The sequence below is a fragment of the Psychrobium sp. MM17-31 genome (genome assembly GCF_022347785.1).
In the GTDB taxonomy this organism is placed as follows: domain Bacteria; phylum Pseudomonadota; class Gammaproteobacteria; order Enterobacterales; family Psychrobiaceae; genus Psychrobium.
The window spans coordinates 495,332-511,680 of sequence record NZ_JAKRGA010000003.1; the positions used below are offsets into that span (position 1 = coordinate 495,332).

The following is a 16,349-nucleotide window of genomic DNA, read 5'->3' on the forward strand; positions in this document are numbered from 1 at the left end:
AACTCTCCACTAACAAGTGAACTGTATATAAAACCAGTTGTTAGTTTACCCAGATAATCTTTAGGTAACAATCGTAAATTTATAAAATTAAAGACTCGAAAAAGATGCATCGATGTCAATAACGGGTGATAATTAGCGTTTACGGAACAACGCCATGAATTAATGGTCGTTAACATGGTAGCAACCTTGAATTGCTGTAATGGAATTAATTTAGGTAGGTCGAGATTGAGAGTTTTTTATTGCGCTTTTTTTGTGGGATTGGGATTGCTATTCCATACAATAGCTCACGCGCAAACAGTAAAATACAACATAATCTCAAGTGACGACTCACTGCGCAGCGAAGTTAAGAAAAACGTTGCGCTTTACCTTGAAGATTTTTCATCGCCAAATCGCGACAATCTAGCCTACTGGAAAAAACAATTACACCGCCAAGTGAATCAAGCGCTGCAGGCCTTGGGTTATTACAATAGTAAAATTAATTTATCTTTCGACAAGAATAGCAATTCCCCAACCATCACCGTCGATATTGCAATGGGCTATCCAGTCGTCATTACCCATTCTAATTATCGCGTTAGTGGCAGTGGCGCAAGCTTTGAGCCCTTTGTTGCGCAGCGAAATAGCTACCCACTAGTTGTCGGCTCTAAACTCGATCACGGCAGTTATCAAACCACAAAATCTTCCATGATGGACATCGCTCGCGCTTACGGTTTTTTCGATGCCAAATGGATCAAGCACAGCGTCAAGGTTGACATAAAATCGCAAACGGCATTGATTGATTTAGTCTTTGATACTGGTGAGCGTTATCACTTTGGCGCTATAGTGATTGAAGGAAATCATGCCAGCAATGATATCGTGCGCGCGATGGCATCATTTAAACAAGGCGATGCCTATACCAGCGCAGCCATTGCCAACTATAATATTTCATTAAATCAAAGCCGTTACTTTACTAGTGTTCAGGCTATCCCTGCCCTGCCTAATGGTTTGGATAAGTCGATAGATATCAAAGTAACAGCCATGCATCGACCACGGAATATTGTCGAAGTAAGTGCGGGTGTCACTTCTGAGCTTGGTGAGCGTGGTCGATTGAAATGGGTCAAGCCTTGGATAAATCGTTACGGGCATAGCCTAGAAAGCGAAATCAAGCTCAATCAACAAGAGCAATCTGTCACTAACAACTATAAAGTGCCCCATGGTGATCCCAATTTAGACTATACCAATTACGTGCTAGGTTGGCGCCATACCAGTAATTTTAACGACACCAATAATCGCTATCGCAAATACTCGCTGCAATGGCAACGACATCAGCAAATCAATGAAGATTGGAAGCGTATCTTGCTGTTAAAATATGAGCGTGAGAAAGATAATACACAAACCCAAACACGCACCCACCTAATTCCTGGCATCAGTTACATTCGTGAGCGTCGCGAAGGCGGGATCACGCCGCACTGGGGCGATCGTCAATTTGTTTCCGTTGAAGTTTCCGATAAAGCATGGGGCTCACAATCGAGTTTTTATAAACTGTCGTTGCGTTCAAACTGGCTTAGACAATACAACGAAACCCACCAGCTCCTGCTAAAAGTCGAAGCTGGTTACATTAACGCCGATGAGATTAGTGAAGTGCCCATTTCGATGCGTTATTTCGCCGGTGGCGATAATAACCTGCGTGCGTATAAATTTAACAGTGTGTCGCCACTAGATAGTGACGATAAAGCTCGTGGTGCCCTCACTCAGCTTTTAAGTACTATAGAATACAGTTATCCCATTAAGGAAAAGTGGCGTCTGGCTGTATTTCACGATGCTGGTACCATTGGTGATAAATTCTTTGAAGAAAACTATAGCGACGCCGGCATAGGTGTTCGTTGGGAAACTCCCGTAGGATTGGTTCGTTTGGATTTTGCTAAAGGATTACAAGGCAGTGACATTAAACGATTCGACCGCCCATTCAACATTAGCTTTGCAATAGGGCTCGATTTGTAATGAAAAGCCTGAAGTCATCATCAATTACCAAAAAATCGTCTTTTGGATTAGCCGTTGCGATTTTGCTAGTGCTATTTGTTCTATTGACGCCGTGGGGAAATCGCGTCGCGTTGCAAATCACACAGCAGCTAGTGCCGAATTTGAAAGTGGAGTTAAGTTCCGGCAGTTTACTATTTTCGCCTCGCATAAAACGCCTGTCATTCGAGAACGCTCAAATTAGCATCGCTGCAGATAACTTAGCGATTGATTGGCAATGGCGCTGCTTTTGGCATTCTGAGTTATGTGTAACCAACGCCACTATTGCCAAGCTCAAATTGGACATAAAAAATGAGGGCGATGATGACGCAGTAGCACTTGAAACCGCCAGCAAAAATTCCATCACTATTGATACCCATACGCCTTGGCCTATCACCATTGAGCAATTTGCGGTTGATCAACTAAGCGTTTCTTCAAAACAAGCAATAATCGAGGTGCAACAAACAAGGTTTAGTGGCAGTTGGCAAGCTAGAGGCATCGCGATAAATTATCTCGCTGTAGCTGATGCCAAGGTAATACTAAGTGCTGATGCACAGATTACTAATCGGCAAGTTCAAAATAATGAAGAGTCATATTTCTCTGCTGACTCTATTGCTAAGCTACAGAGTAAGTGGCGCACCATTGCGTGGCCAATAATTCTCAGCCAAACACAAATAAAGTCCTTTACTGTGGCCACTGCAGAGCTGCGCTCACAAGATGGTAAGCTAACCCATAACGCAAAAGATATCCTTGTTAGCGCTAGCCTTAACAATCAAGCGATAAACAGCCTCACTGTCTCAGCACTTATCGATAATTTCCCGCTCAAGCTTGCGATGAAAGGCCAATTAACGCCAAATTTTTCTATCGATTTATCCCTTAGTGGTGCTCACAACTTTTCGCCACTAGGCGCTCAAGCAACAGCACTTACCTTAACTGGCGACAGCAGTTCAATCGCTATTAAATTAACAACACAAGGTAAGCTTAACGCGACATTATCAGGCACCGCTTCACCGCTTAATGACAATCTACCTATCAGTCTCGGTCTGACGTGGCAGCCGATTGATATTTATCAGCAAGAAATTGCAGAGGGATCACTTAAGTTTGATGGTACGTTAAATGACTATCAACTGCGCTTAAATACCCAACTTAAAAATGAGCATTTACCAATATCAAGCATCGACCTAGTAGCACATGGTGATTTAAATGCGTTTTCTAACATCGATTTGGCGCTAAAAAACGATCTAGGAAAAGTGCATAGCTCTGGCGACTTTCGCTGGCGAGATCCAAATGGGGCTCGCATTCAAAGCCGCGGTAAATTGACATTTGATTCACTAAAACTTTCATCGCTAATCGACAAATTACCTGCGACTATCAATGGTGACATTAGCTATGACGTTGAGCTAAAAAACGAACAATGGCAGCTTACTATGTCACAGCTCGCATTAAACGGTAATGCGCTAGAGCGACCTTTCAATCTTCAAGGCGTTGTGGACGCTAGATACAACGCAAAAGATCAAAGGAATCCATTTGGGCAGTGGTTCATCGAGACATTGTCGCTGCAACACGGCATAAATGAGCTGACGTTAAATGGTCAAATCAATACTAAATCGGCTCTTGATGCCAAAATTGCCATTGCAGATCTTGGGCAATCTTTGCCATTTATGCGCGGAGCCAAACCCACCAGTATCACTGGAACTATAAATGCTACTGGTCCTATTGATGCTATAGATGTCATCGCTAACTTATCCGGTAATCATATTAGCTACCCCGAATATGCCATAGATTTAGGCGCAATATCGATAAATGCTAAGACCAAGATTTCACCGCAGGGCATTAGTGAAAGTACCAATTCACACATTGACGTGAGCATTAACCAAGCAACTTATAGCGATGTATTAACCGATGCAGCGGTGTCGTTATCTCTCGCGGGGGATGCTAAACAACATCAGCTCAGGGCCGATATAACATCAAATTTCATCTCAGGAGCACTGGGATTGTCGGGTAGTATTGAAAACACAAACTGGATCAGCGAGTTGACCTCAACAGTACTCAACTACCAGCAATCAACCATTGCCTTAGCCTCACCAGCCAAAGTTGCCATTGATCTAAAAAACAAAGACATTGACTTGAGTGAGCACTGCTGGCGCACAAAGCTAAATCATAATCAAATGCGATTTAGCGAACTTTGCTTGGCATCGCCTTTTGAAATCAATACCACGAGCATGCGCTCAAACCTCGCTACGGTGAATGTGACGGGGTTAGATATGCAAGATTTTCAGGCATACCTGCCAAAGCAGCATCAAGTTACAGGACCTATTACTGGCAACCTGACCTTTCAATCTTTTAACCCCCAAGCACTTAGTTTGGCAACTCAGCTAGTCTGGCAAGATGGCACTGTAACAAGTGACGTCAATAACAACTTAGTCACCCACCACATTGACTCTTTGCATATTAACAGCGCGGTTAACCGGACCTTAGCCAACGTTATTTTACGGTTGTCTTCGCCAACCCTAGGTAAAGTCGACGCCAGTATGCTAAGTAACGTTTTTGAGGACTCCCCCTTTATCAGTGGCCACTTAAATAGCCAAGGCTTACAACTCGCTCCCTACAAACCTTTCTTACGCTATGTGTCAGAATTAGAAGGTGAATTAAGCGTTAGTGCTGGTTTCACTATAGATAGCAAAGCACAACAAATTTTCGGTAGCCTCTCGTCTAATGACATTAAAATTGCCAGTGACAAATTGCCAAACACCATCGATGATTTAAATACCAATATAGTTTTTAACGGCACTAAAGCCTCGCTAACTAGTCAGTTTAAACTGGTACAAGGTCATGGCGATATTAGTGGCTTGTTAGATTGGAGCCAAACACCTAAAGCAGATCTCACCATTAATGGCCAAGCCCTTAATGTGATGCCGCAAAATGGCGTTGATATTACTTTTAGCCCATCGATTAATGTTGAACTGACACCGACACTCGCCAAAATTCGTGGTGATCTTGCCATTGATGAAGCGAATATAGTGCTAGAATCACTGCCTGAATCAGCGGTTGCCATTTCACCGGATGTCACAGTTGTCTCGCAAGAAAAGCAAAGTTCAGCGATGCTGATTGACCTAGATGTAAAAACCCAATTGGGCGATAAATTACATCTTAACGCCTTTGGTCTCGATTCTTTGGTTGGCGGAGAGCTCACTCTAAAACAAGACGCTCAACTTCCCTTGAGTGCCTATGGAGAGCTCGGTTTATCTAATGCGACTTACCAAGCGTTTGGCCAGCGGCTGCTAATTGAGCAAGGGCAAATTATATTTACCGGCTCAGTCAACAATCCAGTTATCAATATTAAAGCAATCCGCGATCCTGTTGATACGAACGATGGTGTTATTGCCGGAGTCTATGTTAACGGCGATGTTAATCAGCCTGCATTAACCATCTTTTCAGAGCCAGCCCTAGAGCAACAACAGGCGATTTCCTATTTATTACGTGGATATGGCCTCGGGAGTGACAGCAATTATGGTCAGAATTTGGCCATTGCCATGTTAGTAAATAGTGGACTCGGTGGCGCTAGTAAAGCAGTGAACGCCATCGGTGATGCTGTGGGCATCGATAACCTCAATGTCACTACCTCAGGCAGTGGCGATCAAACGCGATTAGAATTTAGTGGTTTTATCGGCCCGAAACTGCAATTACGCTATGGCGTCGGCGTATTCGATGCCCTGCCGGAAGTTGGCCTGCGCTATCAAGTTAATCGCAGGCTGTTCGTTGAATTTATCAATAACACTGACCAAGCATTGGATTTACTCTATCAATTTTCATTTGATTAGAGCCTGTCGTTGAATAAACTTAGGTTTTTCGCGAACTAGTTTTCCGTGTGCCTGTTTTTCGGGTATTAGAAGCTTTCCCTCGATAACTACGCCGCTTCTTAAATTGCTTAGCTGGCGATCCTTTATCTAAGCCAGTAAAAGCATCAAGCGGTGTGTGCTTAGCTTGGTTCATTAACTGATCTAAGTCCGCCAAGAGTGGCTGCATAAACCCGTTATAACCAAGCTGCTTTTGAGAGATATCATTGAGTTTAGCTTCCCATAACGCCGTCATATCAGGAGTTGTTGCAGATTGCGGCAATGCTTTAATTAACGCTTTGCCATTATTAGTAGCGTGAATTGATTTATTATTACGCGTTAAAAATCCGCGTTTAAATAACAATTCAATAATGCTGGCTCTTGTGGCTTCTGTGCCTAAACCATCGGTTTCTTTAAGTACTTTTTTAATCGCAGGATCTTTAACGTATCTGGCAATCCCCGTCATAGCGGCTAACAAAGTTGCATCAGAAAAAGGCTTAGGTGGCTGAGTCATCTTATCAATGACTTGCGACGACTGACAATTAAGTGGCTGACCAACGCTTAACGCTGGCAAGATTACATCTTCACTCTTGTGCTTAAAAAGCGTTTTCCAGCCTATATTATCAATCGACTTCGCTTTCGCTCTAAACTCACCACCCGCAATATCAATCTCCACCTTCATTTCACTATAATGATGAACTGGATAAAACTGCGCTAAATATTGGCGGGCAATTAATGAATATACATTTGCCTCGGTGCCAGACAAGCTCGCTGACTTTAGCTGCTTCATCGTTGGAATAATAGCGTGATGAGCATCGACTTTACTGTCATTCCAGGCCTTGGATTTTATCGATGTATCACAGCCATTGACTGCATCTGCTAATGAACTATCGTTATTAGCTATAGCGGCGACTACCTTAGCACCTTCACGAAAGTGCTCCTTTGGAAGATATCGATTATCAGATCGCGGATAGGTAATTAACTTGTGCTTTTCGTACAGTACCTGACAACAATCTAACACCTGTTTCGCTGACAAATTAAAACGCTTAGCGGCGTCAATTTGTAGCGCCGATAAATTATAAGGCAACGGCTGATTTAAACGTTTCTTTTGCTTATCGACACTTTTTACAACAGCGGGTTGACCGCTTGTTCGCGCCACCACATTTTCTGCAAGCTTGCGATAAATAACTCGCCCCTCATCATCCTGATACTTTTCACAAGCGTCGCTAGGGATCCACTTGGCATCAAAAGATTCATTAGCTTGTGTGGTTAGCGTTGCCACTACTTCATAAAAAGGCTTAGCGACAAAATGTTCAATTTCTTCATCACGTGCTACTACCAAACCAAGTACTGGCGTTTGCACGCGACCAACAGATAATACCCCCTGATAGCCTGCGCGCTGACCAAGTACCGTATAAGCACGAGTCATATTCATACCATATAACCAATCTGCTCTTGAGCGTGCTAACGCCGAAGCTGATAAGGGCTTAAATTCTTCGTTTACGCGCAAATTGGCTAGAGATTTCTTAACAGCTGTTAAGTTGAGATCACTAACTAACAATCGCTTGGTCTGCGCCAGCTTTGTGCCCTTTACGCCGCAGTAATGGATAACTTCATCCACTAATAACTGGCCTTCGCGGTCTGGATCTCCTGCATTAACCAACACGCTAGCTTGCTTAATTAACTTGCGCAGCACACCAATCTGTTTTTTGGTTTTAGGCTTTGGAATAAGTTGCCACTGCTGTGGCGAAATAGGCAAATAGTCTAGCGACCACTTTTTATAACACTCGTCATAATGTTCAGGTGTCGCTTGTTCTAATAAATGGCCTATACACCACGAGACAACGTCACCGTTAGGCAAACTGATATAACCATCGTGTTTCGTTTGTGAAGAAGAGAGGCCATTAGCAATTGCACGGGCAAGGCTAGGTTTTTCGGCGATGTATAAATTCATAACAATATCAAAAGAAAAATAGTAAAAGTTCGAACGCAATCACACAAACAAAGGTGATCCAAATCACAAATCAGTAGTTTTTAATAAATTTGTGACAGTTACACATCACACCATTCATGACACAAAGGTCAGTTTTTAACCTATTAAATTCAATAGCTTAACAATAGAAAAGCATAAAACTGACAAAATAGTCAAATGTAATCAGTAAGTTATTCTATAACTCGCGACATAAAAACGTCATATAAGTTCGATATTTTGTACAAAAACCTTATAATTCACCAGCAACATTTAAACGAAGTTATTCACTATATGCTTTTTGCACAAGGAAATATGACCCAATGAATAAATTATTGTTGAAAACTGCAACGGCAACAGCTGTCGCATTAGCCATCGGTCTTTCAGCACCGGCAATGGCAAATGACACCTCATCAGCAATTCGAGGAACAATTACCGATCCTTCAGGAAATGCCGCCACTGGTACCGTCGTAACTATCACTCACGTACCTTCTGGCACTAAAAAGACAACAACAGTAAACAGCTCTGGCGTTTTTAGCACCAAAGGTCTACGCGTTGGTGGTCCATACAGAATTACCCTTGACTCAGATACCTTAGAAGACACGCAAATTAATGACGTGTACCTGTCATTGGGTGATGTCTATCCGTTGGATGTAACCTTGCGTTCTGCACAAAGTGTTGAACGAATTTCAGTTACTGGTCGTGTAATCAATGCGCTATCTGGTAGCACAGGGCCTGGGAATAACTTCACTCTAACTGACATCGAAGACGCACCGTCTATCAACCGCGACATCAAAGACGTTGTGCGCGTAGATCCGCGTATATCTGTTAACGAGTCAGGCGGTAATGCAATTCAATGTGCCGGTGGTAACCCACGTTTCAACAGCCTAACCGTTGACGGTGCTCGTATGAACGATAACTTCGGTCTTAACAGCAACGGCTACCCAACAACTCGTATGCCATTCTCGTTCGATTCAATCGGCGAGATTTCTGTGGAACTAGCGCCATTTGACGTTCAATACGGTGGCTTTACATCTTGTAACATCAATGCTGTTACTAAATCTGGCGACAACGAGATTTCAGGTGGTTTCTTCTATGATTACACTAGCGATTCTTTCAAAGGTGATTCACTAGAAGGCGATGATATTAGCACTGGTGATTTTGACAAAAAGACCTATGGCTTTAACGTTGGCGGCGCTTTAATCGAAGACAAACTGTTCTTCTTTACATCGTATGAAAAGCTAGATGGTGCACAAATCTTTAACTATGCTCCATTAGACAACGGCCGAATTGATCAAGCAACTATCGACCGTATTCGTGATATCTCTATCAACAACTACGATTATAATCCTGGCACAATAGTGCCTAGCATGCCGGTAGAAGATGAAAAGTTATTAGTTAAAATCGACTGGAACATCAACGAAAACCACCGTGCAAACTTCGTTTACAACTACAACGATGGTTTCGAATTATCACAATCTGATGGCGGCTCTTCTCGTTTGTCACTATCAAACCATTTTTATGAGCGCGGTGCAGAGCTGCAGTCATATGTAGCCTCTCTATACTCTGAGTGGAGCGACGAGTTTTCAACTGAAATGCGCGTCGGTTACTCTAAATTAGATAATCGTCAAATTTCGCTAGATCAAGAAAGTGGCTTTGGCGAGATTCGTATCGATGCTGGTGATGTTGATGTCTATATCGGCCCAGATGATTCACGTCAGTCGAACAAATTAGAATATGACAATCTATCATTAAAATTAGCCGGTACTTACTATTTAGAAGATCACGAAATCTACTTCGGTTATGAATATGAATCGTTAGACGTGTTTAACTTATTTGTTCAACATTCACAAACTGAAACCCGTTTTGGTAGCATCGACGATTTTGAAACTGGTACCAACGCGCGTGTTTATTACGGCAATGCTTCATCACACAACCCTAATGACGCTGCTGGTGAATTTGAGTACGCATTAAACACGTTATACGTGCAAGATACTTATACGCTATCGGATTACGATCTAACATTAACTTATGGTCTTCGCTACGATTGGTACACCAGTGACGATGTTCCAACTCATAACCAAAATTTTGAAGATCGCTACGGTTTCTCAAATCAGCAAAACTTAGATGGTGTCGATCTATTACAACCTCGCTTTGGTTTCAACTGGGAAGCAACAGACCAATTAGAAGTTCGCGGTGGCTTTGGCTTATATTCTGGCGGTAACCCAAATGTATGGATTTCTAATAGTTATTCTAATGACGGTATTAGAAATATCCAGTTTAATACTAAAGGCCTTCAAATTCTGGGTCCAGATGCCATTGATTTTAACGGTTCGGGCCGTCCTGGATACGACGTACCACAATCATTATATGATGCGGTAGGTAGTGGCACAGCGGATGCGTCAACTAATGTCACAGATCCAAACTTTGAAATTCCTTCAGAATGGAAATACGCTTTAGGTGCAACCTACACGACCGAAGATGAATACGTGCTAATGGCAGATCTTCTCATCAGCCGCAAGCAAGACTCTGCAATCATACGTAACTTAGCCGATGAAAAAGTGTCTACGGCACCAGATGGACGTCCTGTTTACGACAGCGTTAACCACTCACGTAACTCTGACTTATTGTTAACAAATGTCGATGGTAATGATGCTAAATCAACAATCGTTTCATTATCTATGAATAAGAGCTACGACAATGGTGTGAAAGTGTCTGCATCTTATGCATATAGTGATGTTAAAGACGTTCATCCAATGACTAGTTCAGTGGCATTCTCTAACTACCACAACATCGCAGTGGTTGATCCAGAAAATCCAGTATTGTCGACTTCTAACTATGAGATCCCGCATCGCTTTACATTAAGTGTTAGTTACAGTCATGAGTTTATCGACGGTTACCAAACTAAATTCAGTGTATTTGGCCAAGCAAACGAAGGTCGCCCGTATACATATAGTTTCGACAGTGACACACGAGGCCTTGGTTTCAACGATTCAAGCCGTCAGCTACTGTACGTTCCATTGGAGAACGATCCGTTAGTGGTTTATGGAGAAGACTTTGATTTAGCAGCATTTAATAACTTCATCGAATCTGAAGGGTTAAAACGTGGCGAGATTATGGGTCGTAACACACTACAAAGCGATTGGTGGGTTAAGTTTGATCTGAAAATCGAGCAAGAATTTGCAGGGTTCTCACCAGATCACAAAGCTAGTGCTTACCTTACAATCAAGAACATAGGCAACTTGCTTAACGACGATTGGGGCGTACTCAAGCAAGGTAGTTTCCTACAAGGTGCACTAACCGCAACGGTAACTGATGACAACAAGTACTCGTATAACGAGTTTAACAACCCGAGCCCACAAAGCCGTGTAACCGACCCATCACTATGGGAAATGAAGCTAGGCGTAAGATACAAATTCTAATATTTGTAACCTAGTTACTAAAAGGCCAGCATTAAGCTGGCCTTTTTGTTGGCATCTGAAATTTAGCAACATTTAGTTGACATAAGTGACAGGTTTAATGATTGCAAAATTATTACACCTGAAATCGATTTATCGATCAAACTAACATTTCGCGATAGATAGCCGACATTTAACCGCACTTTTACGTGATTAAACTCACATATTGAACAATTAAAATATGCAACGTTTAATCATTTATAGTGACTAAAAACCCACTCAAAATAACAACATCTCATTAACATAATGGCGGCAAAGCATTGTAATCATAGCGTTGTAGCGATTTCTACTAAAATTACATTCACAACATCCATTCAAGAAACACTTTCAATTGCTCAAAATATCCTGACATCAAACTGTCATAAAGGTTCGATATTTTGTGCGAAATATTTATAATTCACTCGTTTATTAAAACTCGTAACCGCTAATTTTAGCATTTAGGAAATATTCAAAAATGAATAAATTACTTAAAAAAACCGCTGCAGCAAGTGCAGTAGCAGCAGCTCTATCGCTGTCTACAGCTGCATTCGCCAATGACACTTCGTCTGGCATCCGTGGTAAAATCGTTGGCCCTGAAGGCAACGTTGCTGCCAATACAAAAATAACAGTAATCCATACTCCTTCTGGTTCTGTAAAAGAAACAGTAACTAACGAAAATGGTATCTACAGCCTTAAAGGTCTACGTGTTGGTGGCCCTTACATGATTGTTGTTGATTCAGACGTTTTCCAAGACAAGACTGAAGAAGGCGTTGTACTAAACCTTGGTGAAGTTTACCGCTTGAACATGCAGCTTTCGCCTGTTGGCCAAGCAGCTGAGACTATTAGCGTTACAGGTTCTTACGTCGGTTTTGATAGCACTGGTGGCAGCTCTTCATACGGTACAGAAGACATCGCGCGCGCTCCAGCTTTCAACCGTGATTTAAAAGACTTAGTTCGTAACAACCCACTAGCAGTTGTTGATTCAGATGGTGCTCTAAGCATCGGTGGTCAAAACCCGAAATTCAACTCAATCACAGTTGACGGCATCGGCCAAAATGACGACTTCGGTCTAAACAGTGGTGGTTACCCAACACAAAGTTCTCCTATCTCTTTAGATGCTGTTGAGCAGATCTCTGTAAACACTTCTCCTTTCAACACTAAAGTTGGTGGATTCTCTGGTGGTGTTGTAAACGCAGTAACTAAATCTGGTACGAACGAATTCAAAGGCACTGTATTTTATGAGTTCCAAAACGATTCGCTAGCAGGTGACCCTAAACTAAACCGCGTTGTAAACCGAAATGGCGATAACGAAACGTTCGAGCTAGGTGAAGAAAGCACTTGGGGTGCAACGTTCAGTGGTCCATTAATCGAAGACAAACTACACTTCTTCGTGAACTACGAGCAGTTCAAGAAAACTGAACCAGCAGCATTCGGTTTAGGCGAAGGTTCAAATAAATCTGACGTTACTCAAGAGCAGTACGATCGTTTCCTATCTATCATCGATAAAGAATACGGCTTAACTGATGAGCTTGCTGGTGATCCAGAGAATAAAGATAAGAAAGCTATCTTCAAACTTGACTGGAACATCAACGACGATCACCGTGCTGATTTCACTTACCAGTGGCAAGATAACTCTTCTGACCGCAACCACAGTGACCGTGCTGACGAGTTAGTATTAAAATCTAACACTTACACACTAAACACCGTAAATAACAACTTTGCAGCTCACTTATACTCTAACTGGAGTGATGACTTCTCGACTGAGATCACTCTTAGCCACAAAAACACTGAAATCAACTCGCTAACAAACAGCGACATTGGTCAAGTGAACGTAAACGGTGTTGGTTACATTCGTGAAGACGAAGATGCAGGTATTGAAGGTGTTTCAGGTAGCACTATCGTTTTCGGTACAGATGCATTCCGTCACGCTAACGTTGCTGAAACTAAAACCCTTAAGTTTAACTTCGACGCTAACTACCTAGTAGGCGATCACGAAATTAACTTCGGTTACCACTACGAGCGTTTAAACAACTACAACCTATTTGCTGAAAGCTCACTAGGTGTGTGGACATTTGGTTCCGATCACGACCGCTTCGGCGTTGATGGTTTAGATCGTTTAGAAGCTAAGCGCCCAGAAACTTTCAACGGCGGTGGTTTCCGTTACAAAAATGCATACACTAACGATGCAAACGACACTGCATACGACCTAACTCGTTCTACTCACGTTTTATACGTAGAAGATAACTGGACAGTTAACGATGTATTAGATGTAACTTACGGCTTACGTTACGAGCGTCTAACAACTTCTGATGCACCTAAATTAAATGAAGGTTTTGCTAAAGAATACGGCTACGCAAACACTGAAAACCTAGACGGATTAGACGTAGTACTTCCACGCTTTGGCTTTAAATACTACCTAAGCGATGAAGTAACTATCCGTGGTGGTGTTGGTCGTTACAGCGGTGGTAAACCAAATGTATGGATTGCTAACTCATTCACTAACGATGGTATTACTTTCGTTGAGCTAGACAGTGATGTTTCTAGCGACTTAGTACGTGACCCAGCAAACGTTGACTTCACTCGAGTTCCTCAAGTTGCACAAGACGCTCTTGTATCTGGAACTGGTAGCACGAACTACGTAGATCCTAACTACAAGATGCCAACTGACTGGCGCTTCCAATTAGGTGCTGAAATTGACCTAGATATTCCATACCTTGGTGAAGACTACAAATGGAACGTTGAAGCTAACTACGTTAAGCAAGAAAACGCATCATTCTGGGTCGATACCTCTCGCTTGGAAACTGGTAAGACAACAGCTGACGGTCAACGTAAAATTTACGAAAGCCGCTACGCCGGTGACAAGTCTTTAGAAGATAACTTCGACATCATGCTAACGAATGCTGACGATAACGGCCGCAGCGTTATCTTGACCACTAGCTTACAAAAAGAGTGGGACAATGGTATCCGCATGAACATGTCTTACACACACCAAGACATTACTGAAGGTAACCCAGGTACAAGTTCACGTGCGATCTCTAACTACCAATACAACGTTGCTCTAAACCGTAACGAAGCATTAGTAGGTACGTCGAACTTCGAAATCGAACACCGTTTCGTATTAAACCTAGGCTACAAAACTCAGTTCGTAGATGGTTACGATACGACGTTTGACCTATTCTTCTCTCGCCGTTCAGGTCGCCCATATACTTACACACTTGGCCTATACCAAGATGATGACTTTGGTGACCAAACAGCAGCATACAGCAACACTGTATACCAAGTTTACCTACCAAGTGGCGCAGATGATCCAAACGTTGATTTCGAGAATAGCCGTCTAACTTACGACGAAATGAAAGCTATTATGGATGAAGCAGGTCTGAGTAAGTACGCTGGTGGTTATGCGCCTAAGAACAGCCATACTCAACCGTGGACTACAACGCTTGATCTAAACATTCGTCAAGAGATCCCAGGTTTCACTGAAGATCACAAAGGTTTATTCTACGTTTCTATTAAGAACCTAGCGAACCTATTAAACGACGATTGGGGTCAGGTATACCGCATGCGCTTCCCACAACAAGCGCTATGGGATCTACGCGGTGTTAACGATGAAGGTCAATACCAATACGGTGAGCGCTTCCGTGGTACAGATGTTCGTAACTACAACGAATTCTACCCAGAAGCTTCTACATGGCGTATTAAAATGGGTGTTCGTTACTCATTCTAATATCAGCTAATGTAATCTAATAAAATACCAACCTTCGGGTTGGTATTTTTTTGTCTATGGAAAAACATTTGTTAAGGAAATCACACTCTAAATGCAGGATAAGTTTATCAATTCTCGCTACTGCCGTATGATAGTGTGACTTTCATCTATCGAGATAATTATGCGCAAGATTCTCATTAGTACAGCGGTTGCTCTATCGCTTATTGGTTGTAATAGCCAGCCACAACACTCCCGAAACCCAAAAGATTCAACAGTAAAAATAGCGTCGTTTAACGTCAGTATGGACGCGACCAATTACGTTGGCCGCGATGCAAAGCGGGCGACTAACAAAGTACTTTTAACTGAGCTTAAAAATGGTAATCAGCAAATTAAAAATATCGCTGAAATAATTCAGCGTACTCGCCCTGATATCATTCTGTTAAACGAATTTGATTACATCACCGATCCCAAGCAAGGCGTTGAGCGCTTTATCAAAGAATACTTAAATGTTGCGCAGCACAGTGATGTTAGCGCCATTGACTACCCTTATTACTACTATTCCACCGTCAATACCGGCAAACCAAGCCCTTATGATTTAACGGGTGATGGTAAAGCGACAGGCACGCAAGGCGATGCTTGGGGTTTCGGTTTTTTTGAAGGCCAATACGGCATGGTATTACTATCGAAATACCCTATCGATAAAACCAATGTCCGCACCTTCCAGCACTTTAAATGGAAAGACATGCCAGGCGCTATGCGCCCTATTGTGCCAAGTACCGGAAAATCATTTTATAGTGACGCAGCGTGGAATGAGTTTCCGTTATCGTCTAAGTCGCATTGGGATGTACCAGTCACGGTCAATGGACAAACTATCCACGTGTTAGCATCACACCCAACACCACCTGTTTTCGATGGTCCAGAAGATAGAAATGGCAAAAAGAATCACGATGAAGTGCGCTTTTGGCATGACTATCTGACGCCTAACAAGGCCGACTACATTTATGACGATAACGGTGTATTTGGCGGCATTGCTGCAAACGCCCGCTTTGTTGTCATGGGTGATCAAAACTCATCATCAACTGAAGGTAATTCGCGTAAAGAAGCCATTGGAGCCTTACTTTCAAGCCCGCTGACCAATGACGTATCAATACCAATGAGTCGTGGTGGTGATTTACATAAAACCGACAACAAGCTCTCTAAACATCATACTGCTTATTGGGGAATGCGCGCCGACTACGTGCTGCCATCAACCTATGGTTGGGACGTTATTGATAATGGGGTGTTCTGGCCTCATACCGATAGCGAGCTATACCGTTTGGTGAAAGATCGCAATGCATCGTCAGATCACCGCTTAGTGTGGTCTACACTAAAGCTAAAATAAGTACTAAATAGTATCAAAGCACAGCAAAGGC

At 42.5% G+C, this 16,349-nt stretch carries 6 protein-coding genes; 5 read left to right on the forward strand and 1 reads right to left on the reverse strand.

The genetic code is table 11. The features are described 5' to 3' along the window. Window positions 1–264: 264 nt before the first annotated feature. Both MHM98_RS11055 and MHM98_RS11060 read left to right on the forward strand, forming a co-directional pair. Window positions 265–1,977 carry an autotransporter assembly complex family protein gene (locus MHM98_RS11055; RefSeq protein WP_239439329.1) on the forward strand — a complete coding sequence of 571 codons (1,713 nt, stop codon included), beginning with the start codon at window positions 265–267 and terminating at the stop codon, window positions 1,975–1,977. Then, window positions 1,977–5,813, forward strand: a complete 3,837-nt coding sequence (locus tag MHM98_RS11060; RefSeq protein ID WP_239439330.1) for a translocation/assembly module TamB domain-containing protein — start codon at window positions 1,977–1,979, stop codon at window positions 5,811–5,813. Before MHM98_RS11055 ends, MHM98_RS11060 begins: the two co-directional genes overlap by 1 nt. Before the next feature lie 19 nt (window positions 5,814–5,832). On the opposite strand, the gene MHM98_RS11065 is transcribed toward MHM98_RS11060, so the two are convergent. Beyond that, window positions 5,833–7,782 (reverse strand): DNA topoisomerase III, encoded by a 1,950-nt coding sequence (locus MHM98_RS11065; protein WP_239439331.1) that lies wholly within the window; start codon window positions 7,780–7,782, stop codon window positions 5,833–5,835. Between the two features lie 338 nt (window positions 7,783–8,120). Between MHM98_RS11065 and MHM98_RS11070 the strand changes: the two genes are divergently transcribed. The 3 genes from MHM98_RS11070 to MHM98_RS11080 all read left to right on the forward strand — a co-directional run bounded on the left by MHM98_RS11070 (window position 8,121) and on the right by MHM98_RS11080 (window position 16,318). Continuing rightward, the gene (locus MHM98_RS11070) at window positions 8,121–11,219 is read left to right on the forward strand and encodes a TonB-dependent receptor (protein ID WP_239439332.1); all 3,099 of its coding nucleotides are present in this window, start codon (window positions 8,121–8,123) and stop codon (window positions 11,217–11,219) included. Window positions 11,220–11,709: 490 nt separating this feature from the next. Further along, window positions 11,710–14,958, forward strand: a complete 3,249-nt coding sequence (locus MHM98_RS11075) for a TonB-dependent receptor (RefSeq protein ID WP_239439333.1) — start codon at window positions 11,710–11,712, stop codon at window positions 14,956–14,958. Between the two features lie 160 nt (window positions 14,959–15,118). Next, window positions 15,119–16,318 carry an endonuclease/exonuclease/phosphatase family protein gene (locus MHM98_RS11080; RefSeq protein ID WP_239439334.1) on the forward strand — a complete coding sequence of 400 codons (1,200 nt, stop codon included), beginning with the start codon at window positions 15,119–15,121 and terminating at the stop codon, window positions 16,316–16,318. Window positions 16,319–16,349: the final 31 nt, after the last annotated feature.